Consider the following 25,499-nt stretch of genomic DNA (forward strand, 5'->3'; position numbering starts at 1 on the left):
AATTCATTCAAGCCGAAGCCGCTTCGCGGCTCGGCTTAATTCAGGCGTTAGAGGGCGGGGGAGAGTTCAATGCGATGGGCAATCCTGGCCTTGGCATTGTTATGTGCGGGCTGCTCTTCTTTAGCACCAAAGGGCTGTTTGGCTGACTCGCTAGGCCAACTGCAGTGTGCAGGCGGAATCTGTTTGCAATCTTTTGACGGTGAAGTCTTCTACAGAATGGCTGGGCAGCCCGTCGGGGTTGATAGGATGACTGAGGGCCTGAAACTCGACCCGATGCTTTCCCATGTCTGGTACATGTCGAGCACGGGTAAGTTCCGGCTCTACGAGGGATCCAACGCGATCGGAAACATGTACGAATTCTCTCGAGCCGCAGATGGTTGGAAGGTTAAGTTTGAGCACGAACCGTATTTCTGCCTCCAAGCCACAAAGCCGCCCTCTAACAATTCATTCAAGCCGAAGCCGCTTCGCGGCTCGGCTTAATTCAGGCGTTAGGGGGCAGCGTGGAGGACTACATCACACCGATTGAACTGGTGATGCTTCTCGCGGTGTTGTGGCTGCCGGTTTTCGGCGTAGCCGCATTGGTTCAGTGGCGCCTTCTTGCTACTCGTCGAAACCCAATCGTCTGGCTTGGTGCTGGGCTGTTGGTTGAGGTAGCTGCTGCATTCTGCATCTGGCTGTCCCCGCTTCACCGTTACTTCCTCAGCTTGGACTTCCTTGGCAACCTCGCTATCGGCAGTATTCCCTTGCAGGCGGCCTTGTTGGCGGCTGTTGCGGTTACTGCTCTCATCTGGGCGGCGGGCGCTCCTGGCTTGCGGCTTGCCCCCTAACAATTCATTCAAGCCGAAGCCGCTTCGCGGCTCGGCTTAATTCAGGCGTTAGGCCGCATGCCACACCTCAGCGCAGATTGGCCAGATGACACAGATGGCGGAGTCTTCCGCAATCTCGCAGCCGACGGCTTCGACTTTTCCGTACCGCACTCCGTCGACTACAACGTCGACTTCGAGAGTTGGCCTCCGCCGGATGCGGCGCTTGAATGGCTGCGGGCCCAACACGGTGAGCTCGGCCTTTACCCACCCGGTGAAGATATGGCTGGCTATGTCCAGTTCCAGGTTCTAGACCGTCTTACCTATGAGGGTGTCACGTCCATCCAGCGGCGGGTCACTGCGGCCATGGAGCCATTTGGCGGCGTTTGCGAGTCGTGGCGCGTCATGCACAATGCGGCCTAACAATTCATTCAAGCCGAAGCCGCTTCTCGGCTCGGCTTAATTCTGGCGTTAGGCGCTATCCGACATGGCTCGACTGCTCATATCGCTGGTCATTGGGTTCTTGGTAACCGTGGCGTTTTCCTTTGCCACCTGGCCTGCTATGAGCTATGGCCAATTTTCGCTGGCCAAGGCTCTGTTCTGGCAGGAGCCACTCTTGCAATCACTCCCGACATGGCACGCCATCGTGTCTCCGGAAAGCCCTTTGTTCTCATCTCTTACATTCTTAGGTGCATTTCCCCTAGGCACTCTTGTCTACGGAGCCGCCGCTTACGCTTGGCTCCGCCGGCGTGCGCCTAACAATTCACTCAAGCCGAAGCCGCTTCGCGGCTCGGCTTAATTCAGGCGTTAGGGCCACATGACCGGTCTACGGCAATTTGCAGCAGTGGAGCTGGTCGCGTTTCTAGCGGTGCTAGCTGTTGCTGGGGCCATGGCGGCCTTCGGCTACGCTGATTCGTTGCTCCACACCAACTCCGTTGTGGACCCTGGTTCAACCGCTTGGTTGGGTTTTGCTTATACGGCTCTAATTGGCGGGCCTTTCGTTGTGTTCCTCGGTGCTCCTGTCTATTACGTTCTGTTGCAGCGCAACCTAGTCCAGTGGCGCTACGTGTTGCTGGCCGGCGCAGCCCCGGGGCTAGTAGTCTCGCTGGCGTCCCTCTCAATGGGTTTCTGGGCAATCCTGTGTGGCATCGCCGTCGCTTCACTAACGCATGCCGCGTGTCGTAGGGTGGGCCCTAACAATTCATTCAAGCCGAAGCCGCTTCGCGGCTCGGCTTAATTCAGGCGTTAGCTGTACAGGAAGCTCATGCGCGCATACAAGGCTTTCGATGAGTCAGGCATTGAGGAGCTTGGCCCTGTTTCAAAGGATCAGGTTCCGGCTCTAATCGCGGCTGCGGAGGCCTCTCTTTCAGGCGAGTCCTTTGGTGTCGGTCTGTATCGCAGCAAGAAGGACTTCATGGAGGTTCGGCCCGTTGGCAAGTCCGAGTACCTGATATGGTCCGACCGCATCTCTGACGGTGTGGGCGTCCTAGGATGGCTCACCCGCAAACAGCACATAGAAAAGATCGTCAATGGCCAAGCCCAGGCCATTGAGGCAGCTCTCTATTACATGGACTTCTCACGTGACGCTTTTGAGCGCAAGTACAGCTAACAATTCATTCAAGCCGAAGCCGCTTCGCGGCTCGGCTTAATTCAGGCGTTAGCCCTTGAACAAAGGACCGGCCGTGAACGACTCCAACCCATACGCCCCGCCAGCCAGCAAAGGCTCACCCCTTGCATCGTCTCGCCGCGCCATCGGGTCGAGCAACGATCCGAATTTCTTTACTCGCTGCTGGGGAGGCTCTGCCAGGTTGTGGCACGCCTACTGGGTGCTCGGCATTCTTGGGCAGTTTGTTGCGCTGCTTGTAATTACGCTCATGAGCGCCGCTGTGGCCCCGCGGCCTGGCTCATCTGTCATCTTGGCTGTGCCTTGGGGGGTTTACTCGCTTTACGTCATATTTTCCTGGATCTGCATTTGGCGTTGCGCACATAACACTGACAATCAGATATGGGGCGGTCTAGCTCGCGTCTGCGTGTGCTTTTCTGCTCTGTCTGTCGTTGTCGTGCTGTCCCGTACAGCCCCGGCGTGGGGCTAACAATTCATTCAAGCCGAAGCCGCTTCGCGGCTCGGCTTAATTCAGGCGTTATGCGGCACCGGCGAGAGCAACTCTCGTCGGGTTCCTTCGGCCAATCTTCCGCATCGTTCGCCGTCGGCTCCGGCCTGTAGTCCTTGCGTCCGCCCACGTCGGGTCGGGTGGCGCTTCGCCCTTCCGCTGCACCACTACCGCACCCCAATTCCCTTTGCTTCAGCGGCACCTCCCGTCACGGGCCGCAGGGCGAGCCCAACGTCTAAGGCTGTGGCATCCTTGGCTCGCGGGTCGCCCTGGGGAGTGGCGGTTCAACGTTCTCAGCCCTTTGGGCCGTGCCGCATAACAATTCATTCAAGCCGAACGCCAATCGCTACGCGCTTGGTGTCGGCTTAATTCAGGCGTTAGGCGCACACGGGGAAGTGCACATGCTCGAACCAGTTGACCTCATCCGCCCAGCACTCTGGGTAACCCGGGCCCTTTGGTGGCTCGGCTGGGAATTCATGGTCCGGACTGTTGGCTGGTCAATTGGATGGACTATCTGGCGCGTTCTTACGTTCGGCCGGTTTCCGGATACTGGTTTCAGGGATCTTGATGAGACGTCAGAGTGGACCAGCCTTCTCGTAGAGCTGACTGGCTTGGCTGCCCTAGGCTGCACAATTTGGTTGCTCTCGCGCCATGCTCCAATGTGGTGAGAGGGCGCCTAACAATTCATTCAAGCCGAAGCCGCTTCGCGGCTCGGCTTAATTCAGGCGTTAGGCCTCGAGCAGACTCTGCAGATATTTATGGACAAGAACCTTTCAACTGCGTGGCGCTTCTTTATTGTCGAAGTGGTCGTATTCGTCTGCACCGCCTTCGCCCTGAAGCAGTTCGGCTATCCAAATGAGTGGCTGCTCATCCCGCTTTTGCTCTTTAACCTGCTGCCAGCGATTTATGTGGCCAAGGCTGCAAGAGCGCTTGGAAAGAGCGCCACCCTATTCGGGGTAGTCGCGGCCCTGGGCCTTCCTGGCATGTTCTTCGCACTTACGCTACTCCGCAGTGCCGCAATACCTGTCGAGCTAGACCGGGAGCATCGCTAATGGCTTCGTGGGCGAGGCCTAACAGTTCATTCAAGCCGAAGCCGCTTCGCGGCTCGGCTTAATTCAGGCGTTAGCGCTCATGGAACTAGCCGCCCTGCCTCTCACGGTATCGTCCAGCCGAGATGTCGGCACCGGAATGCTGCACAACATTACCTCGCTGGCTGAGCCACTACGCTCAACGCTGTCGGACTTAGTCTCCGCATTGTCTGTCGGCGTAGAGGTCGCAGTACCTGACCCTGACGATAACGATTGCTCACTTGATGTTCGTCGGGCAGACAGCGGCCTTCTCGTAAAGCGTGGGCGCCATGGCGCCCATGGATCATGGCGGCCGGCGAGCCATAGTGAGGCGGTAGAGTTACTCTTCCAGGGCGCCTCTCGTTCGGAGGGCGCACGCTCCGGGCTATGGGTTTGGGTTCCCACCCATGAGCGCTAACAACTCATTCAAGCCGAAGCCGCTTCGCGGCTCGGCCTAATTCTGGCGTTAGCTTGCCCATGACACATCAATGCAGCGTGTGCGGAACACAACATGACGAATGGCCGCCTGGATACGGATTTTCCCAACCAGACGCTGTCTGGGAACTATCTCCGGAGCAAAAAAACGGCCGTGTCATGGAGACACCGGATTTCTGCTGCATCGACGGCACTCGCTGTTTCGTTCTAGCCAATTTCCAGATCCCGGTCTCTGGACTTGAGTCCCCGTGGATTCTCTCCCTGTGGGCAGAGATCTCGCAAAGTGATTTCAGTCAGTTCCTTGGTTCATATGCCGTAGCCGTCTCCGGCTCAGTCGATGGCATCCTTTGCAATCATCTAGGCGCCTTCCCCGGAGCTGTCGGAAGCAGCGTCAAGGTGCATCTCGGATCATCCAAGGCACGCCCAGCGCTAGAAGCAACTGATCTCAACAGCGACATTGGCAGGGCTCAACACACAGGCCTAAGCCAACAGGAGCTCCATGACAAGCTTGCTGCCATGGGCTATGACTGGGAAAGCTAACAATTCATTCAAGCCGAAGCCGCTTCGCGGCTCGGCTTAATTCAGGCGTTATGCGGCACCGGCGAGAGCAACTCTCGTCGGGTTCCTTCGGCCAATCTTCCGCATCGTTCGCCGTCGGCTCCGGCTTCTAGTCCTTGCGTTCGCTCACGTCGGGGCGGGTGGCGCTTCGCCCTTCGACTGGGCCATTACCGCATCCCAATTCCTTTTGCTTCGGTGGCATCCATCGTCATGGCCCGCTGGGCAAGCCCAACCTCAAGCGCTGTGGCATCCTTGGCTCGCGGGTCGGCTTGGGGAGTGGCGGTTCTACGTTCTCAGCCTTTTGGGCCGTGCTGCATAACAATTCATCCAAGCCGAAGCCGCTTCGCGGCTCGGCTTAATTCAGGCGTTAGAACTCATGGACCCACGCTGGAATGCATTTGCAGCGATCTGCCACGATGAGTTTCACAGCTGCCCCTTCGCAGCAGAGCTTATTGCGGCTTGCGGCGGCCATGAGGACATTGCCTGGGCTACGTACTTCCATTTGCAGAGCGACTCTTTGGCGTGGCTCGCTCGCGAGGTGCCCGCCCTTGACGGGAGCACGCCAAAGTCCTTACTTGCGGCCGACCAAGCGGATGCGGTTAGGCATTGCTTGTGGTCGATGCCGGGCTGAGTTCTAACAATTCATTCAAGCCGAAGCCGCTTCGCGGCTCGGCTTAATTCAGGCGTTAGGCCCCCAAGGACAGATCATGGACGGCTCGGACAAGGCACATCTGGAATCTGAAGCTGCCGCAATCGTCGGTCACATTGTCTTCGCTCTCTCCCGTCTTGAGTTCGATGTCGGCCTGTACCTGCGCAACGCTGTAGGTGGCTCCGATGTCGATGCCGTTAACCCATTAATTTCCCGACTCTCCTTTAAGGGGAAGATCGACTCCCTGCGTGAGGTCGTGGAGCACAAGTTCGCAGGCCATGACGCTTGCGTTCTTGGCTTCCGGCAGTGGTATATCGCTATGGACGGGTACCGTTCTAAGCGCAATTCATTTGTTCACGGCCGCTGGGCATTCCATGGGGAGCACGCCATCAATGTCGCACCTGGTCTGCCAAACTCGCGGCCGCAAAAGGAGATGCGCTACCTAATCTCCGATCTAGCGATCGAGTTGTCCGAGGTAAGGGAGATCGTCGCTTCATTCGGCCGGTGGCGGCACACGTGGCCTCTCTGATGGGGCCTAACGATTCATTCAATGCGAACCGCTTCGTGGCGGCATAATTCAGGCGTCATGCCTCATTCCTCAGATCGCCTCAAACAGTTGATCCAATCGAACGCAGGGGAGATTTCGCGGTTGCACTCCCGCGTGCACGAGGCGTTCGCACAGCGGGATCGAAACCCTGAGAAACGCCGAGAGTGGGAGCGCGCCTGCGAGGTCTTCCACTCCAGATACGACGAGCTGGCCTTTCCAGGAGGTTTTGATGGGGCGCTCGACCGCATCGTGGCTGGCGATCCTGAGTCCATGGAGGCAGCGATCTGCTTCCTTGAGCTTCGTCCCTATTTCTTCCGGTCTGGCTATATGTTTGAGTCCATACTGCGCAAGGCTAAGCGCGCACCGCTCTCTCAGGAGCAAGCCGCTAGGCTGCAGCATGTCGTACAGGCCTTAGCTGCATGGCGTGCAAGAAAGGCCGCCGCAAATGGGGCATAACAATTCATTCAAGCCGAAGCCGCTTCGCGGCTCGGCTTAATTCAGGCGTTGGGGCTCATGAATAACCGCTTGATCGCAACCCACGAAGAAGCGGCAGAGCTGGAGAAGGTCGTCGTCCGATCGGCGGGAAGGGCTCTACAGCAGATTGCTGAGTTGCATGGCACGTCAGATGTCTTGCACACACTCTGGTCAATGAAATTTCGCCCTATTGGCTGTGACCCATTGGATCCGTGTGCATGGCCGGTGATGGCGGCTCAGACAGCATCTTCGACAACATTCAGATCAGTTCCGTGTGACTCCTAGCCTGTGACTGCTAGCTAGATCCCGCTTCCGATCTTTGCGCACGCCTTGCACTCAGTCGGGGCAGGGGGCGCTGATGGCGGTACTGCTGAGGTCGGAAGCAGGGCATCGGGCGACTTCCCCGTCCGAACAAACGCCACGATCTCGTCTGCGTGTTCCTCGATTAGCCCCTCTCGCTGTGAAGAGGGCGGTGGGGTTCTTAGAGTCCACCACTATGGAGCCGAGCAATGTTCCGTCACGCGCCGTGACCGTGACACTGCTCTTGATGTGATCCTGTCCGGCCATAACGCCGACCAGTGCCCGAGCCGCGCCGTGGCGCATGCGGTAGTAGTCGATGCGGATATTGATGCGGTTCGCGCCTTGGTCGTTTTCGACGGCCAGCGCGGACGCAAGCTGCTGACGAAGGCGGGAGATCAGGATCGTCCGACCCTCCGGCGTCATCCCGCCGTAGTTGTCGATCTCATAAGCGAATCGGTCGCTTGGGCCGCCGCTATATGCGGAGCGGACGCTGGAAGAGGTTCCAGCGCATCCAGATACGACCAACATCGCTACCAGTGCAATCCACCGCATGACGACACCCCCTAGGTGATCGCGCGGACGATACCACCATCCTCCTCGGGGCCGGTGGCGTAAGCACCGAGGAGCAAAACAAGTAGGGGGGTTAGCTCCCAAACGGAACCGTGGGACGGTGACGCCAAGCAATCGGCGTAGCCCATGCGGTTAGCCATTGCCTAGCCTGTTCCGGACTGCCCGCTGTAGCGCCCTGTTTGGGCCTGCCTGGCGCGCGTGCCACGGTGCGCCACTTGCCGCTGGACAGTTGCACGGCGCGGCCTAGAGGCTCCGTGAAGCCGTCTATGGTCAGCTCGTACCCATACGAGGCTGCCGGACGCCAAATGAGGGCGGGGTGGGGCGGGCGCATGGCCGGATTGTTCAGCCCTGCTGTCACGGACGTTGCGACGCGACTAGCCTGCCGAGAGCCGAAAAGTGCAATGACACCAGTTCTTGGGTTGCGGCGGCGGAGGATTTGCTCCAGAGCATTTGTGCGTGCCGCCCAGCTTCTTGCACATCGCCTCCATGCCTGTACAACTAAATATATCGTCTTGGTCCGAATTCTCGTCGCACGCGCAGTAAGTTCCTCCGCCGGGTCTAGGAGTGCAAACGTATCCGTTGTTCACCATGGCGACAGCCGGTTGAATTGCCGCCACCTCTTGGGGTGTCACTTCCGCTTGTTCAGCGCTGTTGTTGGGTGTGGTGCACGCGGCAAGAAGAAAGAGTAGCCCGCCGACACCAGCTAGTTTGATGCACATGAGCGTGCTCCAGAGGGCGAGAAACCTCGCCACTGCAGGGAACGCGTGGCAGCATCCAACCCGGTCAGGCCGCCAGGCGATGCTCGTAGTAGGGGCGCTCCCGGTCGTCTAGGATCGCGTACAGCGCCGCGAAGTTCTTCGGATCCGGGTTGAGCCAAGCGTCCACGTGCTCGGGCTTAATCGGAATGATGCAACGGTCATGGCCAGCCGCCGCTACTTCTGGCGGCGGGTTGTCGGTGATAGCAGCGAAAGAGAGCAGGTCAGGACCGCCCGGACCTTGCCAGTGCGACCATAGGCAGGCGACCAGCATGTCCTGCTGCGCTTGTGGCCGGAACTCAAGCACGACGCTCTCATCCTTCTCCCCTGGCGCCAGTTCGCGGCCCTCCACCTTGTGTCTGCTCACGTTCTCGTAGAACGCATTGACTACGGTGATGCCGTGCGAATAGCCGAATAGGTCGCCCCAGAATCCTTCCAGGTTGTCACGCCTGGCGTTGTAGGTGCCTGGGTACTTGAAGTCGTAGTCCGCTGGCTTGCCCGCCAACCGGCACTGGTAGCGCATAGGCTTGACCACGCGCTGGCCGTTCTCCATGACCATGACCGGGGCGTACCAGCCCGGGAAGATTCGCGAGTCCTCACCAATTAGTTCGGTGCGCTGCAAGTCGGACAGCTTGCCCTTCGCCCACTCGATCTTGTCGGTGGAGATTCGAACGTCCTCTTGGGCCTTCTTGGTGGTCTTCGTCAGCAGGGTCCGCTGGGCGTCAGCGAGGCGCTTCGTCTGCTTGAACAGTTCCTGCTCAAGCTTGGCCGCTTGCTGGGTATTGAACTCGCCCACGAGGCGCCGGATCTCGGCCACCTCATCGCCGGGCGTGCCGGCGAACTCGGCGTCCATGGCCTTCGGGATCTTGGTCCGGCCGCCGTCCTCCTGGCGCTGCCAGTAGAGGCGCACGAAGTCTCGGATGCTCAGGGTGGCCCCGAACTCCTTCGTGAACTTGCGGTAGTCCTGCCGGATCTGGGCGGAGTAGCACATGGCGGCGCCTTCGCTTCGGTACACCCAAGTGATCGTAACGGCAGAGGCTCCAGCGTGTGGCCGCGCGGGCGGATGTGGTTCCGCTGGGTCCGGTTATACGCCGGCTTGTTAGCCGGACCGAGCTTGCATAAGCTCAAGCCGAATCAGGGGGTTACAGCCCATTCGCTGGGGGTGTGGCGTCAGACGTATAACCGGACCCACGGGTCCGTCTATTAGGTAGTTAGCACCCATGTCCAAGATTCTCGCATCCGTATTCCTAGCGTTCTTGTGTGCGGCATGTGGCTCAACGAAGCATGACGCTTCCTTCTTGGAGCCAAAGAGTGGCGCATCAATAGCATCGAGCTGGACGCAGCGCATCCGTACTTGGCCGAGTACAACCGCACGGTGATCGTCAGAAAGATTGGGCTCAAGGAGGCACGGTACAAACTCGCGAAAGACACTGGCGGCTATTCCGCAACCAACTTGTACGCTTGCTCTGACACCATCGTGATGCTCGACAGCTATTCAGAGTTTGTGGTGGTCGATACTTCCACCGGAAATATCAGTTCCGGCAAATGTTCTGGTTCGCCTATTTATCTTGGAGTATTCGATGGCGGAGGCAGCAAGCCATGGTCGTTCTATCCAGCATCACAGCGCCCAGAGACCAAGCTCGTTATGCGTGGTGGTTGATGGGTGCTAACAATTCATTCAAGCCGAAGCCGCTTCGCGGCTCGGCTTAATTCAGGCGTTAGGGCGCACGTGAAACTTACTCGTAGACATGCATTCGGTATCTGCCTCTACGCGTCAGCGGCGGTAAGCGCATTCTTTGCTTACCGCTCTAGCTGGAATGCGGGCTGCCTCTTTGATGGCAAAAGTGGCATAGGCTCACTAGAGGCGGCAGATCCTTTTCTCACTGCATCATGGTGGGCCGTGCTGGCTGCGCTCATTCTCATAGTGAGCGCCGCACCAGTGGGCTGGGCTAAGTCGCGCGAGAGCGCCGTAGGCTTCTGTGGGTTGGGGCTGATCGTAGCAATCCCGTTACTATTCAGTCTCATGTGGGTTGCAGAGAGTGCAGGGGTTCAAGCCTGTGCGCCCTAACAATTCATTCAAGCCGAAGCCGCTTCGCGGCTCGGCTTAATTCAGGCGTTAGATGCCATAGGAGTTGTGTCGTGACTTTTGAATGAGATCAAAGACTTCCTTCTCTGGTGCTTGGGCCTCAATTACGCAATTTTGTTCATCTGGTTCCTGGCTTTTGTTTTTGCCCGTGACTGGATGTATGCAGTGCATGGCCGCTGGTTCAAGCTCTCTGCTGAGACATTTGATGCAATTCATTACTCAGGCATGGCCGTGTACAAGATCGGCATTCTCCTTTTCAACTTGGTGCCACTGGCCGCAATTTTCCTGATTCCTTGAGGAGGTCGGATGGCATCTAACAATTCATTCAAGCCGAAGCCGCTTCGCGGCTCGGCTTAATTCAGGCGTTAGGGCCATATGCGTCTTCGATTAAAGACAGCGTCTTTAACCTTGCTCATCGCGCTTGGCGTCACCGCTACCTATTTTTCGCTCACGCCGCTAGCCCTGCCAGGCGTCCAAACGTCTACGGGCATCTGCGATGAGTCCCCCTCTATGGAGACCAAGGTCCAAAGCAGTTGGTCCGGTCCTATATTTCAGCTTGCCATCGATCAACCTGAAAACTGTGGCGTGGCCCTTCATTCGGCCTCAGTCCAGCGCATTGGTAGCCATTTGTTTGTCCGCACCAAGTACCGCTCACCCTCTGGCATGTACACGTCGTGCTATTGCCGGCACCGGGCCAACCTCAGCATCCCGGGCCTCCCGCGCCAAACATTTCGGGCTCACGTATATTCGTGGCCCTAACAATTCATTCAAGCCGAAGCCGCTTCGCGGCTCGGCTTAATTCAGGCGTTAGGCCCCAATGAAGATTGTCGCTTTCTACATCAAGCAGATCATTGGCCTTGGCACAGCCGGCTTCTTTGCCTGGCTATGTATCGGTTGGTGGAATATGGGGTGGTTCTGGGCAAGTGACGCTCACTACGCTTGGCTGATAGCTCTTGCTGCTGTTGCTTTCTTTCTCGTGCTGATTTGCACGCCCATCCAACTTGCATTGACAAAAGTTCACAGCGATTGGGTCGCGTACCTTGCTGGCGCACTTGCTGGGCCACTTGCGGTGGTGCTGCATCTTGCTCTCAACACACACTTCCAGCTCACGTGGCAAAGTTACCTGGCGCGCCAAGCTTGGATGCATCTCATATTTGGACTGCTCGGCCTGTGGTTCTCGGTAAACTACCGGCGCCGGCTTGGGCCTAACAATTCATTCAAGCCGAAGCCGCTTCGCGGCTCGGCTTAATTCAGGCGTTAGGCCAGGGCAATGTAACCAGACACTCATGGAATTCACTCTTGAACTGATAGCCCGATTTCTGTGCTTACTTGTTGCGTGCACGTTTGCTTATGCTGGCTATCGCGCGTTGCGGGGTGGCAAGGCAGAGTTCCATGGGCTAGTGGTCATGAGGAAGGAGCGTCCTTTTTTCCTTGGCTTGATCGTCCTGGCGGCTGCCGCATCTGCCGTGGCTCTGTTCGTAGTTGCGCTTCAGTGGCCTCGGATTATGTCGGCTGGGGCCTAACAATTCATTCAAGCCGAAGCCGCTTCGCGGCTCGGCTTAATTCAGGCGTTATGCGACTAATTGCGGCTTCAATGTGCCTTGCACTATCCGGTTGCGCCTCGCAGCCGCAAGCGTCCGTGTCTTCGGACAATTGCCTCACGGAGGAGCCAGCGGGCTGGAGTCCACTTGTGAGCCCGCCTCCGGACGCAGCTCTTCTCAGGTCTCTTGCTAAGTCCTCGCTTTCCAATCCACCCCAGAAAGTAGAGGAGCGCTGGTACGCTGCAAGCGACAAGCTGTTGTACTGCCGACGCGAGAATTGGTGCATTGCAGAGACTTGGTCGTTCGCTCATTCGGCAGGCACTTGGCGACTCGTAGACCAGCACTCCTGGGTCTGCGTTACGTCGCATAACAATTCATTCAAGCCGAAGCCGCTTCGCGGCTCGGCTTAATTCAGGCGTTAGGCCCCTATGAAGACTCTCGTAATTCCACCTGCAGCGCAGCGAGACGAGAACTCCATCCAGATGATTAGTGGTTGGGTTGCTCAGCGTGGGCTTCACTGCAGCCTCAACGTGGGCATGTGGGAGGCCCAAGGCCACAACGAGGCCGCTGCTTGGGGGATCATGCTCGCGGACGTAATCCGACACGTCGCCAACGCCATGCAAGAGACAAATGGGGCAGACCCAACAGAAACGGCGCTGCAAATAGTTGAGTCCCTGTGGGTCGAGTTCAAGGATCCAACGTCTGACGTACAGGGCAACTTCCATCCAGGTCACTCTTGAGTGGCCTAACAATTCATTCAAGCCGAAGCCGCTTCGCGGCTCGGCTTAATTCAGGCGTTAGGCGCACCATGATCACGCGATCACACAGCAGTGCAGTCCACCTACTTTTGGCGCTGCCGGCGGCTGCCTACACATCGGGCACCCTCATTATGCTCTTGATGGGTGGGGCGGAGTTCGTTGAACAGCCCTTTGAGCGGCGCTCGCTCGGTGAGCTCGTGCTTGTCCCATTTATCGCTCTGGTGCCAGCCCTCTATATCCTGCCAATTGCTTCTATTGTCGGAATTCCGGCTTATTTTGTACTGCGGCGCATGAATCTTTTAAGGTTACGCTTGTTCATCACGCTAGGCGTTGTTCCTGGTCTGCTTGTCGGGCTCACAACTCTCTCCAAGGTCCATTCGCTGTTGTTTGTGTTGGCGTTCGCAGTCTTTGGGGCTTTGTCTGGAGCCATCGCCTATGGGGTGCTGGCCTTTATGGCAAACCGCAAATCAGCATTGGCGTGAACTGCCTCGTGCTTGGCTGGGCGGCGCCTAACAATTCATTCAAGCCGACGCCGCTTCGCGGCTCGGCTTAATTCAGGCGTTAGGGCCCACATGAGAGCTCCCAGCTGGCTCAACTGGCGCTTGACACTGCTCTTTGCTGTCTTGGGGCCGTTTGTCGGCGCCATGCCTTTACTCATGAGCGTCGCAGTCAGTGGGGAGGCGTCGGCCAACTTGGACTTGGTGCCCCTTTTTCTGGCTTGGGCCTACTTCTTCGGCACTGCGCCCGCTGTTCTTACCGGCCTGCTGCTGCCCGCCGTCGTCGGTCTGCTACCCAAGGCGCACCGAGACAAAATCTGGCTGCAGCTTGTAGTTGCCTCGGCTACTGGGTTCGCCATCAGTTGGCTGCTCTTCGCCGCTCTTACCCCGTTTAGTGCGGGTAAGCTGGCTATGCTTGGCGCTCTGAGCGCGCTGGGGTGCATGCTCTCGGGTCTGCTACTGCGGGTGGGCCCTAACAACATCATTCATACCCAGATGGCACTCCGCCCGGGGTCACCTTTGAGCCAGCTACGGAGGGTTCCGGCATTGACGCAGAGCCGCCCAATACTGCTGGCAAAGGATTCCTGCGGCAGCTCGTAAGCGCAATTGAGGAGTCAGACCGAGTTGTCGCCATTGAGCATTCCTATCTCTACGATGGTAGCGACCTTAACAAGCACTTCCTGCCGGAGAGGTCGTACAAGTCAGTGGTCCTCACGGACGCTGATAGAGCCCGGCTAGCTGCAGCACTCAGCTCTACCAACTCACATGTGAGCATGTGGGCGGCAGCCTGCATCTTCGAGCCGCATCACCGGCTTGAGTTCTACACAAAATCAAATAAGACGCGCACGCTGGAGATCTGCTTTCAGTGCGCTCAGCTCGAGTGGGAGGGGCAGCAATCATCGGCTCCTCAAGCCATTTACGGCACCTATGAAAGATTCGTCGAGAGCGTCGGGATGCAACCGGAACGTGACTGGACAGCGCTTGCACGCTCTCGGCCATAGGTCTAACAATTCGTCCAAGCCGAACCCGCTCCGCGGGTCGGCTTAGCTCAGGCGTTAGGTGCCGCGCATGCCCTGGTGGTTATACGCATATCTCGGCGGCTACGGCGCCTTTACATTCTTCTGGGTGCGCGACGAGATCCGCGACCGGGGATCGAAAGGCTTCCTTGCTGCAGAGCTCCTGTCAGACAGTTGCATGGTCCTGGTCGCACTGGGCTATTGGCTTTTGCCGGTGCGCGCCTTCCTCGGCAAGACGGCATCTATCGTGTTTGTGGCCGGCCTAGCTTGGCTCCTTGTTGCCGGCACCCGGGACATTCGCGAGACTTGGCCAAGCAAAGATGGGGTTCTGGTACAGGCTGGAACCGCACTCTTTGTGGTGGGGCTGTATGGTCTTTTCTGTGGTCCGCTGCTTTACTGGGGCTTCTCGTATGCGGTGCTTGGCAACACGGGCGGCACCTAACAATTCATTCAAGCCGAAGCCGCTTCGCGGCTCGGCTTAATTCAGGCGTTAGCGCCCATGAGCTTTGGTGAGTTCGCTGTAGGTCACATTCTGATCGCCGGCTGCGCTGGCCTTATTGCAATGCGGCACATCGCCAGGTGGAAGCTGTCTACTGAGTCAATCGATAGCCCAAAGCTTGTTACTCGTTGGACCTATCGATATCTGGTCTTTTCATTCTTCTTCTTGCTTGCATCCCTGCTCGTAGCGCCGATAACCACTTGGCAACTAGTAAAGATCCCCGCGTTTCAGGCAATCGTTTCATCACACCCTTGGCTGCTTCTGGTTCTAACCGCAATCCCGGCGTACGGTCTCTACTACTTGAACCGCAGATACCTAGTCTGGTGTGACCCCATTAAGATCGGCGCGAGACGATCAGCCCTCGAGTACTGGCGCTCAAAGACTGGGCGCTAACAATTCATTCAAGCCGAAGCCGCTTCGCGGCTCGGCTTAATTCAGGCGTTAGGCCGCGGATCAAACATGACTCAGACCCTAAAGCTTTCCTGGACGCGCTTTGCCTTCTGCTTCGCGGTCATCGGCATCGTTCCTGCCCTGCTGATCACCTCAAACATCAACAGCAGAGACTCTTGGGCAGCTACAGCGGCGGTCTGCCTATTGTTCCTTTCACTTGTCGTCTTCTTCTCGCTTGGTTGGGCTCGGCTCCGGAAGGCAAATGCCGCTCAGCCAATCCTTGCCACAGAGACTGACCGTATTCGTCGGCTGCTCGTTGGCCCTTTCGTTCCGGCGGCAGTCTGGTTCGCAAGCACCATCCTTGCAATCATTGCTTTGGCGGTCGCATCGGCCCTCCTCGGGCGCGCGGCCTAACAATTCATTCAAGCGCGAAGCCGCTTCGCGGCTCGGCTTAATTCAGGCGTTAGGCACCACAACAGACATGATTGATACTCCCGAAAAGCCGTACCAAGAGACTGTGAGCTGCGAGGCTCGCCAGGATGAGGGAGTTATCTTCATCAAAGTCGTAGCAATGCCGTACGAGGCTGCGGTCGAGTTTGACGTCACACAGGCGCGGGCTTTTGCGCAGGAAATTCTGTCAGCCGTCGCCATCGTTGAGGCCGGCTGGGTGGGCAAGTCCGAGGGTGCGCCAAATGCTGGTGGTGCCTAACAATTCATTCAAGCCGAAGCCGCTTCGCGGCTCGGCTTAATTCAGGCGTTATGCGGCACCGGCGAAAGCAACTCGCATCGGGTTCCTTCGGCCACTCTCCCGCATCGTGCGCCGTCGGCTCCGGCTTGTGGTCCTTGCGTTCCCTCACGTCGGGGCGGGTGGCGCTTCGCCCTTCGGCTGCGCCATTGCCGCACCCCGATTCCCTTTGCTTCGGCGGCACCTCTCGTCATGGGCCGCAGGGCAAGCCCAACGTCAAAGGCTGTGGCATCCTTGGCTCGCGGGTCGCCCTGGGGAGTGGCGGTTCAACGTTCTCAGCCCTTTGGGCCGTGCCGCATAACAATTCATTCAAGCCGAACACCAATCGCTACGCGCTTGGTGTCGGCTTAATTCAGGCGTTAGCGCCCATGGCAGACATTCTTGAACTCAGGGAAGGATCGGGAGCTCTCCGGGCATTTGAAGTGCCTGATTCACTCACAAATTTGTGGGCGTTGCGCCGCGAGTTGGAAACGGTCCCAAACCTGATTTTCCCGGACCGCTCCAAGAGGCCCACATTCCTTTCCGCGCCTTCGGTCTGCGAGTTCCTCTTTCAAGAGGTCAGGTATGAGATCTACCACATGAACGATGGCTTCTGGATAGGTCCAGCGAACGACACAGTTGCATCTTCCCTAACGGAGTCCTTGCTCAAACACGTCCGTTACCGGGTTGTTGGTCGTCGCTGCCATCGACTCGCTGCAGCCTTGCTCCCAAGCTAGGATGGGCGCTAACAATTCATTCAAGCCGAAGCCGCTTGGCGGCTCGGCTTAATTCAGGCGTTAGGGCTCGTGACAAACATCCTCGTAGCCGTACTTCTGCTCGCCGGCCAAGCGACCGGGTCTGACTATGAGCCCGCCGAGTGGTTCAGGGACAGCCGCGTCCTGTCCTGTTCCCCCGAAAGCCTCTCTGTATCGGACACGCTCGTGCTAACTCTTGGGCAGGGCCATGGCCGCGAGTTGGCTATCCGTCGCGTCTCAGACAACACCTGGTACTTCCTAGTTGTGGGGCTGCCTGCTGACGATGAGTCGCAACTGATGTCCCCTGATCAGTTCGCCGCCGCTACGCGGGCGGAGATACCTGCAACATTCCAGGCTCGCACTTCAGGTGGCCCGCTTGAGCCTGTGCTCAATCGCCCGGGCAAGTACGAGGCGTATGTTTCTGACATCCTGGAGTCGGAGGTTGGGGGCCATGTCTGTAGCTTCAACTACACCGGCATGAGCCCTAACAACTCATTCAAGCCGAAGCCGCTTCGCGGCTCGGCTTAATTCAGGCGTTAGGCGGCAGTGAGCACGGCTTTACGGGGGGCATCGTCTGATGGGTAGGCCGCTGGGGCCTAAGCAATTCATTCAAACCGAGCTATGCCCTCGGCCGAGCAGCGTCGATGTCGGGCCCAGGCACTTCCTCCGAGGGGCAGGGTTTCCACCTACGCATCCGCGGTTGTTGTGGCTGGATTCGCCAGCCCTTTGAGGCGCGCCGACGTCCGCTTTCTAACGGCCGATGACCTGGACTCCACCCGGTTAGCCGCGTCGTAGATGGCGAACATGCTGATGGCACCCAAGTCGGCCTGTCGCGCATGGCTCGCCAGGTATTGCGCCGAACGGGGGCTGACCTCATTCCGGGCGCATACCAGCCATGCAACGGCTTCGGCCTCGAGTTCACGCTCGGCGTGACCTAACCCTCGGCGGCCGGCCCAGCGTCCATCCGGATGCCCACCTAGGTGCCCGCAGTACACATGCCCCAGCTCATGGGTCAGGGTTGCTAGGCGGCTCGGTTCGTCCAGATTGGCGTTGACGACGATGTCCCATCGGGCGGCACTCCCCTTCTCCCAGACCTCGCGCGCTGTGATCTGGTGCCCGACCTGCGCAAACCCCGCCAGGGCCTGACCAAACGCGGTTTCTTGCACCCGGACCCCCTGATCCGTTGCGGTATGCCTAATCTTTTCGTAGGTAGCTCGTGACTTCGGACCCGTGGCAAACAGGCTGCTGGAATCGGCGCCATCAACAGCTCGCCCCTCCGTGTCCTCCATGGCATAGACGAACGAGACCGGCCCGAAGGGCTGTAGGATCACTAACGGACGTGCGCCGGGCTTTGGGCATCGCCCAATGTCCGCCCACTTCCTGATCGTGGCGACCGCCGTGAGCCCAGGCTGCTGTACGCGAAGCAACATCGCGTTGTAGACGGAGAGATTGGAAAATCGCTCGGCGAAGGCCAGGAACTGGAGGAAAGCGAGGTCAGACTCCGTTCTCAGGGCATCCTGGAACAAGGAATCGATCGCGCCTTTGCAGTCCTCGTAGTTGAGGAGGCGATGGGGCGTCTTGGGAACCTTGTCCATCGGCACCTCCAATGGAAAGGTCAACTGCATCATGGCGCTGTCTCACCGACTGCAACCATTGAAAGTACGTAGCAAGTCGAACACCGCGGCCACTCGGAGCCCCGGGAATAGCCTTCTTGCGCCAGCCGGCGCGTGCACTCCGCCGGCTTGGGGTCGTAGGCTCAGGAAGGCATCCTGACGCGCGCGAGCGCGCGAAATGATTCGGTGTCGCGCGGCGGTTGCCAGCCACCGGGCCCTTCGGCCGAGCCGCTCAAAAAGCCCAGCGTGGCCTGTCGGCAGAGGAGGCGCTGGTCGGTAACGCAACGAGCGTTACCTCGCCGTTACCCAGCGCAAACCTGTGCACAGGACTCCGTCTTCGCCGGGCAAGTTGTCGTTTGTGCGCATCGACCCGGCAATGATTGTGCAGCCCAGCGGGCTTTGTCGCTTCCAAGTAACGAACAGCACCATTGGAGGGGGCATATTTGGGGGCATGTAACTTTGCGTAACTGCAAAGAACCTATTTTCAAGTAGGTTCATCGCATTGTTCGAGTCCTCTCCTGACCACTACAAAGCGGTCGTTGCAAGCAGAAAACGCAGGCAGCACCGATCTTCAGACCCGCCGAATGGCGGGTTTGTCGTTTCTGCGGCAGCCGATTTCTTCCCGGCGATCCAGTCCGGTTTTCCGGCTACGAAAACAGCCCGGCGACGTCGCGTTCATGCCGATGTGCGACCATGGCTGAATGAGCAAGAAACCCCCGAGTCGCGGCAAGTCCGGCACCTCCGCACGCAAATCCGCCGGCCCCGCCGGCAAAGCCAGCAGCAAGCCCGCGGCCAAGCGCCCAGGCTGGCTTCCGGAGAACCTCCAGCACGGACCGCCTGCCCAGAAGGGCGGCAAGTCGCCTCGCGATGCAGGCCCGGCACGTGCCGGCCGAGGTGGGCCGCCTGCGCCCTTCCATGACCCCTATGCCGAGCGAGAGGCCAACCGCTACGCCCAGCCGATCGCCAGCCGCGAGGTCATCCTGCAATGGCTGGAGGCGGCCGATGGGCCGCAGCCGGCCGAGGCGCTCGCGCAGCACCTGCACCTGACCGAACCGGACCGTTTCGAGGCGCTGGGCAAGCGGCTGGGCGCGATGGTTCGCGACGGCCAGTTGCTGCGCAATCGCAAGGGCGAATACGCGCCGGCGCAGCATATGGACCTGGTGCCGGGCGTGGTGATCGCCAACCCGGACGGGTTCGGCTTCCTGCGCCCGGAGGCCGGGGGCGACGACCTGTTCCTGCCGCCGTTCGAGATGCGCAAGGCGATGCACGGCGACCGCGTGCTGGCCAGCGTCACCGGCGTCGACCGGCGCGGTCGCCGCGAAGGCGCGATCGTCGAAGTGCTGGAGCGCCGGCTCAACCGCCTGATCGGCCGTTTCGTCATCGAGGCAGGCATCGGTTATGTCGTGCCCGACGACCGGCGCATCCAGCGCAACGTGATGATTCCGCCGGACGCGCACATGGATGCGCGCAACGGCCAACTGGTGGTGTGCGAGCTGGTGCAGGCGCCCGATCCGCAGCGTCCACCGATCGGGCGCGTGCTGGCAGTGCTGGGCGACCGCCTGACTGCCTCGCTGGCAGTGCAGGCGGCGATCCACGGACACGATATCCCGCACGAGTTCCCGCAGGCCGTGCTCGACGAAGCCGCGGCGGTGCCGCTGACCGTCGATGAGGCGACCGCGGCGCAGCGCGTCGACCTGCGTGAGCTGCCGCTGGTCACCATCGACGGCGAGGACGCCAAGGACTTCGACGACGCGGTGTATTGCGAGCCCAACCGCAACGGCTTCCGCCTGGTGGTGGCAATCGCCGACGTGTCGCATTACGTGCGTCCCGGGACGCCGCTCGACGAGGAAGCCACGAAACGGGCGACGTCCGTCTATTTCCCCGGCTTCGTCGTGCCGATGCTGCCGGAGACCCTGTCCAACGGCATCTGTTCGCTCAATCCCAGGGTCGACAGGCTGTGCTTCGTCTGCGACATGCAGATCGACCGCGACGGCGTGGTCACCCAGTCGAAGTTCTACGAGGCGGTGATGAACTCGCACGCGCGCCTGACCTACACCCAGGTCTGGAACGCGGTCGGCGAGGGCATCCCGGACGATGCGCGCGAGGATGCACTGGGCCGGATCGGCTCGCTGCTGCCCAACGTCCAGCGCCTGCACCAGCTCTACCAGATCCTCGCCAAGGCACGTGAGCGCCGCGGCGCGATCGAGTTCGAGTCCAGCGAGGTGCGCTTCGTGCTCGGTCCGCAGGGCGAGGTCGTGCAGGCCGGCATGCTGCAGCGTAACGACGCGCACAAGCTGATCGAGGAATGCATGATCGCCGCGAACGTCGAGGCGGCGAAGTACCTGCATGCGCACCACGTGCCGGCCCCGTATCGCATCCACGATCGCCCGCCGGAGCAGAAGTACGCGGACCTGCAGGAGTTCCTGAAGGAGTTCAAGCTGCGCATGCCGCCGTGGTCGAAGGTCGAACCGCGCGATTTCACGGCGTTGCTGAAGAAGATCCGCGAGCGTCCCGACGCCGCGCTGCTCGAATCGGTGCTGTTGCGCAGCCAGTCGCTGGCGGTGTACTCGCCCGACAACGTGGGCCACTTCGGCCTGGCGCTGGAGTGGTATGCGCACTTCACCTCGCCGATCAGGCGCTATCCCGACTTGCTGGTACACCGGGCGATCAAGCACGTACTGAGCGGAGCCAAGCCGGAGAAATTCCAGTATTCGCCCAGCGGGATGGCCGCGCTGGCGTTGCAGTGCTCCGAGCGCGAGCGCCGTGCCGACGAGGCCGAGCGCGAGGTCGACGAACGTTACCGCGCGGCCTGGATGGAGCAGCACGTCGGCGGCGAGTTCGAGGGCACGATCAGCGGCGTGACCAGCTTCGGACTGTTCGTGGAGCTGGACGATTCCAAGGTCAACGGCCTGATCCACGTGACCCAGTTGCCGCACGACTATTACCATTTCGACCCGATCCGCAAGACGCTGGCCGGCGAGCGCACCGGGCGCGAATTCCGGCTCGGCGACCGCGTCAACATCGTGGTGATGAAGGCCAGCGTCGAGGACCGCAAGATCGACTTCAAGCTGGTGGAAGAGCGGGGCGCCAAGGCGCTGCCACCGCGAGGGCAACCGGCGCGGCGGGTCAAGCAGAAATATTGAGCAGGGCGGGCCCTGGCCCGCGTCGCGAGATGTTTTCCCTCGATAATGGCGGGCCAAGGCCCGGCCTATGGGACGACATCGGCACAGGCGCCTTCCGGCGCCCATAACATGGTGTGGAAACGCAATGAGTCAGAAGCAGTGGATCGCCGGCATCAACGCAGTGGCGGCTGCGCTCGAGCACGATGCCGAGCACGTGCGCGAGGTGCTGATCGAAGCCGGCGCCAAGAACCCGCGGTTGACCGAGATCGAGGCCAATGCGCGGCGCCTTGACATCGACGTGCGCCGCGTCGCCACCCAGGCGCTGGACGGCGTGGTCGGCAACCTCCGTCATCAGGGCGTGGTGGCCCGCTATGCCGCCGCCAAGACCTGGAACGAGAATGAGCTCGAAGGCCTGGTCGAGGCTGCCGAAGGTCGCGCGCTGCTGCTGATCCTCGACGGCGTGCAGGACCCGCACAACCTCGGCGCCTGCCTGCGCAGCGCTGCCGCGGCCGGGGTGACGGCGGTGATCTTCCCCAAGGACAAGGCCGTGCAGGTCAACGCCACCGTGCGCAAGACCTCGGCCGGCGCCGCCGACAGCATCGCGGTGATTCCGGTGACCAATCTCGCGCGCACGATGCGCGACCTGCAGAAGCTCGGCGTATGGCTGTACGGACTGGCCGGCGAAGCCGAAACCTCGCTTTACTCGCTGGACCTGCGCGGCAACATCGGCTTGGTGCTGGGCGGCGAAGGCGACGGCCTGCGTCGCCTCTCGCGCGAGAACTGCGACCAGCTGGTGAAGATCCCGATGCCGGGTGCCGATAGTGCGGGCGTGGAGAGCCTGAATGTTTCCGTCGCCGCCGGCGTGACCCTGTTCGAGGCGGTACGCCAGCGCGGCATGCCCGTGAAATAATCGCCGTCACCAGGAAGCGGGGACGACCCCGCCACTCCAATCCCATCCGGGGACGGCCCCAATCGATTGGAGCGCTGTCATGGCCTGGATCATCCTCGTACTCGCCGGCCTGTTCGAAGTGGGCTGGGCGATCGGCCTGAAGTACACCGAGGGCTTTACCCGCCTGTGGCCTACCGTGGGCACGGTCGTTGCGATGGCGATCAGCCTGGGCTTGCTCGGCGTGGCGATGAAGTCGCTGCCGGTCGGCACCGCTTATGCGATCTGGGTCGGCGTCGGCGCGGTCGGCACCGTGATCCTCGGCATCGTGCTGTTCCAGGAGCCCGTCAACGCGCTGCGCATGCTCAGCGTCGGGCTGATCATCGCGGGTCTGGTCGGACTGAAGCTGGCTACGCCCTGACGGGGCGACCTGATCAGGGAGCGCAGGGATCGGCCGGGTCGACCTCTTCGGTCCGCGGCGCGACGAGCGGCAGCGGCGACGGCCAAGCGTTGACGATCTTGCAGAACAACTGCGCAGTGCGCTCGGTGTCGTACACGGCCGAGTGCGCTTCCTCGCCGTTCCATTCCAGTCCGGCGGCCTGGACCGCACGAGCCAGAACCGTCTGGCCATAAGCGACGCCGGCCAGTGTGACGGTGTCGAACACGCTGAAGGGGTGGAACGGATTGCGCTTGTGTCCGCTGCGCGCCACCGCGGCATTGAGGAAGTTCAGGTCGAAGTGCGCGTTGTGGCCGACCAGGATCGCGCGCTGGCAGCCGTGTTTCTTCAGCGCGGCGCGAACCGGGCCGAACACGCAGTCCAGCGCGACGCGCTCGGATTTGGCGTCGCGGAACGGGTGGTCGATGTCGATGCCGGTGACTTCCAGCGACTTCGGGTCGATCTCCATGCCCTGTGCCGGAACCACGTGGCTGCTGGTCAGCTCGCCGACGACGAGCAGGCCGTTCTCGTCCATGTCGATCGGCGCGACGGCGATCTCCAGCAAGGCATGCCGGTTCCAGTCGAAACCGCCGGTTTCCACGTCGACGACCACCGGCAGGAAGCCGCGGAAACGGGTGGCCAGGCGGGGTACGGCAGCGGCGGTGTCGGCATTGGGCATGGCGAAAGCCTAGCAGACGCCCGCAAATCCCTTGGCGCGGAGCGTCAGGACGAAGCCGGCGCGCTGCCCAGGATCACCCCGGTGGCGCGCAGCTGTTCGAGCAGTTGGCGGCCTTGCTCCAGGAAGGAGGCGACATCGTCGCTGCCGGCTTCCTGGGCCAACGCCTGCAACTGGTCCTGCCCACTCAGGCCGGACGACTCGCCCAGCCGCTGCAGCAGCCGGTACGCCAAGGGACTGAGCAACGAAAAACGCACGTCGCCGTCGCTCTCGCGGCGCAGCAGCAGCAGGGTGGGCTCCGCGGGCGGGACGGTGGGCTGGTACTCCGGCCCGATCCGGTGCACCGGCCAAAGATAGGCCAGAGGCCAGGCCAGAGCAGACAGCACCGGCGCGTCGTCCAACAGGTCGCCTTGCGGATCGTAGGATGGCGCCTGCGCCTGGGCGATCTGCAGGGCGAGTTCGACCCACTCGTAATGCGCGAGTTCGAGCAGGAAGGGCTTTTCCAGGAGCAGCGAATGGCTGGATTCGCGTGCTTCGAGGAAGCGCAGGAACTCGCGCGGCAGTTCCGGGAACAGCGGTGTCTGGCAACGGTGGTCGCGGAAGAACTCGCGCACCAGTCCCTTCCAGGCGGACTCGCCCAGCAATCGGCGGATCACCGGGAAATTTCCGGCAAGCAGGCTGTCGACGTTGTTGAACAACAGATCGCGGTAGATCGCCAGCCGCCGCTCCTCGATGCCGGCGGGCGCCGGCTGGCCCTGCGGATCGCGCAGGTGCCGGGTCAACGCGAACTGCTGCGCACGCAGGCGGGAAGGGGCTTCAGGCGCGTGCATGGCGTGAGGTTGAGGTCGCGCTGTCGCCAAGGATGCGCCGCACCGAATCGAGTTCGGTCACCAGTTCGGCATAGGGCGGGATGTTGAAATCGCGCTCGAGCAGCGTGGGGCGCGGGCCGAAGCGCCGATAGGCCTCGCCCAGCAGTTCCCACACCTCGTTTTTCACCGGCGCGCCATGCGTATCGACCTTCAGGTCTTCGGCTTCGTCGTAATGGCCGGCTACATGGATGTAGGCGATGCGCTCGCCCGGCAGCGCCGCCAGGAAATCATGGACGTCGTAACGGTGATTGATCGAATTGACGTAGGCGTTGTTGACGTCGAGCAGCAGGTCGCAGTCGGCTTCCGCCAACACCGCATTGAGGAATTCGATTTCGCGCAGGGGGCGCTGGTCCGCGTCGACACTGGGCGTCGCGTAGTAGGACACGTTCTCGACCGCGATGCGGCGGCCGACGATGTCCTGCGTCTGGCGGATACGCGCGGCGACGTGGTGCACGGCTTCGTCGCTGAAGGGGATCGGGAGGAGGTCGTAGAGCTGACCGTCGTCGCTGCAGTAGCTCAGGTGCTCGCTGTAGATCGGCACCCTGTAGTCGTCCAGGAAATGCCGCACGCGGGTGAGGAAGGTTTCATCCAGCGGCGCGCAGCCACCCAGCGACAGCGACAGGCCGTGGCACACCAGCGGAAAGCGCGCGCTGAGGCGCTCCAGAGCCTCGCCGAAACGGCCGCCGACACCGATCCAGTTTTCGGGAGCGCATTCGAGGAAGTCGAAGTCGCGCCGGGGGCCGTCGTACGCCGCCTCCTGCAGCGGGCCCAACAGGGCCCGCCGCAGGCCGAGGCCGACGGCATCGCTGGCGATGGAGCGCGCTGCGGTCATGCGGTCTGCGCGGTTGGCTTACGCCATGCCTCCGCACTTGCCTTCGCCGCATTTGCCTTCCATGTCGGCCTTCTTCTCGTCGCCGCCGCACTTGCCTTCGCCACACTTGCCTTCGCCGCACTTGCCTTCCATTCGCGCCTTGTGCGTCTTCATTTCGGTGGCGTCGATGGAGCCGTCCTTGTTGGCGTCGAGGGTGGTGAACTTGCTTTCTTCGCCCTTGTGCGCGGCGGTGAACTCGGCCTTGGACACCTTTCCGTCCTTGTTTGCGTCCATTTCCATGCCGCACTTGCCTTCGCCGGCCTTGGCCGCCTGCTCGCCACCGAGCATGTAGCCGGTCGCCAGGTCGGTCATCGCGAATGCGGATGACGACAAGGCCAGGCCGCCGACGAGGGCGGCGCCGATCGCCAGGGCGACGGGTTTGTTGGTTTGCTTCGACATGTCTAAAGCTCCAGTTGCGGTGGAAGCGGGCAGGCCCGCAGGGTGACGGTCCGGACCAGGTCGGGCCGATGGGAAGCTCATGGATCCAGGTA

25 protein-coding genes are annotated in these 25,499 nt (G+C 60.7%); 18 read left to right on the top strand and 7 right to left on the bottom strand.

Annotated elements, in window-relative coordinates; genetic code table 11:
- Window positions 1-500: 500 nt before the first annotated feature.
- The 6 genes from J2X06_RS06340 (at window position 501) to J2X06_RS06360 (ending at window position 6,152) form a co-directional block, all read left to right on the top strand.
- On the top strand, window positions 501-827 hold the full coding sequence (locus J2X06_RS06340; protein ID WP_310059754.1) for a hypothetical protein: 327 nt from the start codon (window positions 501-503) through the stop codon (window positions 825-827).
- A gap of 57 nt (window positions 828-884) precedes the next feature.
- Complete coding sequence (locus J2X06_RS06345) at window positions 885-1,226, top strand: ribonuclease E inhibitor RraB (protein ID WP_310059755.1); 342 nt, start codon at window positions 885-887, stop codon at window positions 1,224-1,226.
- 841 nt (window positions 1,227-2,067) lie between these two features.
- Complete coding sequence (locus J2X06_RS06350; RefSeq protein ID WP_310059758.1) at window positions 2,068-2,412, top strand: hypothetical protein; 345 nt, start codon at window positions 2,068-2,070, stop codon at window positions 2,410-2,412.
- A 1,260-nt stretch (window positions 2,413-3,672) separates the two neighbouring features.
- Window positions 3,673-3,966, top strand: coding sequence for a hypothetical protein (locus J2X06_RS06355; protein WP_310059761.1), 294 nt, complete (start codon window positions 3,673-3,675; stop codon window positions 3,964-3,966).
- 492 nt (window positions 3,967-4,458) lie between these two features.
- Complete coding sequence (locus tag J2X06_RS18020; protein ID WP_430539543.1) at window positions 4,459-4,956, top strand: DUF2199 domain-containing protein; 498 nt, start codon at window positions 4,459-4,461, stop codon at window positions 4,954-4,956.
- 725 nt (window positions 4,957-5,681) lie between these two features.
- Complete coding sequence (locus J2X06_RS06360; RefSeq protein WP_310059764.1) at window positions 5,682-6,152, top strand: hypothetical protein; 471 nt, start codon at window positions 5,682-5,684, stop codon at window positions 6,150-6,152.
- Window positions 6,153-6,980: 828 nt separating this feature from the next.
- Here the strand turns inward: J2X06_RS06360 and J2X06_RS06365 are convergent.
- Both J2X06_RS06365 and J2X06_RS06370 read right to left on the bottom strand, forming a co-directional pair.
- Complete coding sequence (locus tag J2X06_RS06365; protein WP_310059767.1) at window positions 6,981-7,496, bottom strand: DUF4410 domain-containing protein; 516 nt, start codon at window positions 7,494-7,496, stop codon at window positions 6,981-6,983.
- Window positions 7,497-8,297: 801 nt separating this feature from the next.
- Window positions 8,298-9,260: an SOS response-associated peptidase family protein gene (locus J2X06_RS06370; protein ID WP_310059770.1), complete on the bottom strand. Its 963-nt coding sequence runs from the start codon at window positions 9,258-9,260 to the stop codon at window positions 8,298-8,300.
- A gap of 363 nt (window positions 9,261-9,623) precedes the next feature.
- Between J2X06_RS06370 and J2X06_RS06375 the strand changes: the two genes are divergently transcribed.
- The 9 genes from J2X06_RS06375 (at window position 9,624) to J2X06_RS06415 (ending at window position 17,063) form a co-directional block, all read left to right on the top strand.
- Complete coding sequence (locus J2X06_RS06375; RefSeq protein ID WP_310059773.1) at window positions 9,624-9,929, top strand: hypothetical protein; 306 nt, start codon at window positions 9,624-9,626, stop codon at window positions 9,927-9,929.
- Window positions 9,930-10,415: 486 nt separating this feature from the next.
- Window positions 10,416-10,652 (top strand): DUF6868 family protein, encoded by a 237-nt coding sequence (locus J2X06_RS06380; protein ID WP_310059775.1) that lies wholly within the window; start codon window positions 10,416-10,418, stop codon window positions 10,650-10,652.
- Window positions 10,653-11,172: 520 nt separating this feature from the next.
- Complete coding sequence (locus J2X06_RS06385; RefSeq protein ID WP_310059781.1) at window positions 11,173-11,604, top strand: hypothetical protein; 432 nt, start codon at window positions 11,173-11,175, stop codon at window positions 11,602-11,604.
- A gap of 720 nt (window positions 11,605-12,324) precedes the next feature.
- Complete coding sequence (locus J2X06_RS06390) at window positions 12,325-12,636, top strand: DUF5076 domain-containing protein (RefSeq protein ID WP_310059783.1); 312 nt, start codon at window positions 12,325-12,327, stop codon at window positions 12,634-12,636.
- Window positions 12,637-12,704: 68 nt separating this feature from the next.
- Window positions 12,705-13,136 (top strand): hypothetical protein, encoded by a 432-nt coding sequence (locus tag J2X06_RS06395; protein WP_310059787.1) that lies wholly within the window; start codon window positions 12,705-12,707, stop codon window positions 13,134-13,136.
- 1,083 nt (window positions 13,137-14,219) lie between these two features.
- Window positions 14,220-14,609: a hypothetical protein gene (locus J2X06_RS06400; RefSeq protein ID WP_310059789.1), complete on the top strand. Its 390-nt coding sequence runs from the start codon at window positions 14,220-14,222 to the stop codon at window positions 14,607-14,609.
- Between the two features lie 516 nt (window positions 14,610-15,125).
- The gene (locus J2X06_RS06405) at window positions 15,126-15,470 is read left to right on the top strand and encodes a hypothetical protein (protein ID WP_310059792.1); all 345 of its coding nucleotides are present in this window, start codon (window positions 15,126-15,128) and stop codon (window positions 15,468-15,470) included.
- A 67-nt stretch (window positions 15,471-15,537) separates the two neighbouring features.
- Window positions 15,538-15,765: a hypothetical protein gene (locus J2X06_RS06410; RefSeq protein WP_310059794.1), complete on the top strand. Its 228-nt coding sequence runs from the start codon at window positions 15,538-15,540 to the stop codon at window positions 15,763-15,765.
- Window positions 15,766-16,586: 821 nt separating this feature from the next.
- On the top strand, window positions 16,587-17,063 hold the full coding sequence (locus J2X06_RS06415) for a hypothetical protein (RefSeq protein ID WP_310059797.1): 477 nt from the start codon (window positions 16,587-16,589) through the stop codon (window positions 17,061-17,063).
- A gap of 158 nt (window positions 17,064-17,221) precedes the next feature.
- On the opposite strand, the gene J2X06_RS06420 is transcribed toward J2X06_RS06415, so the two are convergent.
- Window positions 17,222-18,163 carry an ImmA/IrrE family metallo-endopeptidase gene (locus J2X06_RS06420; RefSeq protein ID WP_310059800.1) on the bottom strand — a complete coding sequence of 314 codons (942 nt, stop codon included), beginning with the start codon at window positions 18,161-18,163 and terminating at the stop codon, window positions 17,222-17,224.
- Window positions 18,164-18,849: 686 nt separating this feature from the next.
- Between J2X06_RS06420 and rnr the strand changes: the two genes are divergently transcribed.
- From rnr to sugE, 3 genes are all read left to right on the top strand, one after another.
- Window positions 18,850-21,291, top strand: coding sequence for a ribonuclease R (rnr, locus tag J2X06_RS06425; RefSeq protein ID WP_310059803.1), 2,442 nt, complete (start codon window positions 18,850-18,852; stop codon window positions 21,289-21,291).
- 124 nt (window positions 21,292-21,415) lie between these two features.
- A complete protein-coding gene (gene rlmB / locus J2X06_RS06430) occupies window positions 21,416-22,180 on the top strand; it encodes a 23S rRNA (guanosine(2251)-2'-O)-methyltransferase RlmB (protein WP_310059806.1) in 765 nt (254 codons plus the stop codon).
- Window positions 22,181-22,259: 79 nt separating this feature from the next.
- A complete protein-coding gene (sugE, locus tag J2X06_RS06435; RefSeq protein ID WP_310059809.1) occupies window positions 22,260-22,577 on the top strand; it encodes a quaternary ammonium compound efflux SMR transporter SugE in 318 nt (105 codons plus the stop codon).
- Between the two features lie 13 nt (window positions 22,578-22,590).
- On the opposite strand, the gene rnt is transcribed toward sugE, so the two are convergent.
- From rnt to J2X06_RS06455, 4 genes are read right to left on the bottom strand one after another with little or no spacing between them, the layout of a single operon-like run.
- Window positions 22,591-23,271 (bottom strand): ribonuclease T, encoded by a 681-nt coding sequence (gene rnt, locus J2X06_RS06440; protein WP_310059811.1) that lies wholly within the window; start codon window positions 23,269-23,271, stop codon window positions 22,591-22,593.
- Window positions 23,272-23,315: 44 nt separating this feature from the next.
- Window positions 23,316-24,098, bottom strand: a complete 783-nt coding sequence (locus tag J2X06_RS06445) for an HvfC family RiPP maturation protein (protein WP_310059816.1) — start codon at window positions 24,096-24,098, stop codon at window positions 23,316-23,318.
- Entirely contained in the window at window positions 24,085-24,969 is an 885-nt protein-coding gene (locus tag J2X06_RS06450; protein WP_310059819.1) for an HvfB family MNIO-type RiPP peptide maturase, read from the bottom strand. The genes J2X06_RS06445 and J2X06_RS06450 overlap by 14 nt, the downstream gene beginning before the upstream one ends.
- An 18-nt stretch (window positions 24,970-24,987) precedes the next feature.
- Window positions 24,988-25,407: an HvfA family oxazolone/thioamide-modified RiPP metallophore gene (locus J2X06_RS06455; protein ID WP_310059822.1), complete on the bottom strand. Its 420-nt coding sequence runs from the start codon at window positions 25,405-25,407 to the stop codon at window positions 24,988-24,990.
- Between the last annotated feature and the right edge of the window lie 92 nt (window positions 25,408-25,499).

This window comes from Lysobacter niastensis (assembly GCF_031457115.1).
Lineage (GTDB): Bacteria > Pseudomonadota > Gammaproteobacteria > Xanthomonadales > Xanthomonadaceae > Lysobacter_J > Lysobacter_J niastensis_A.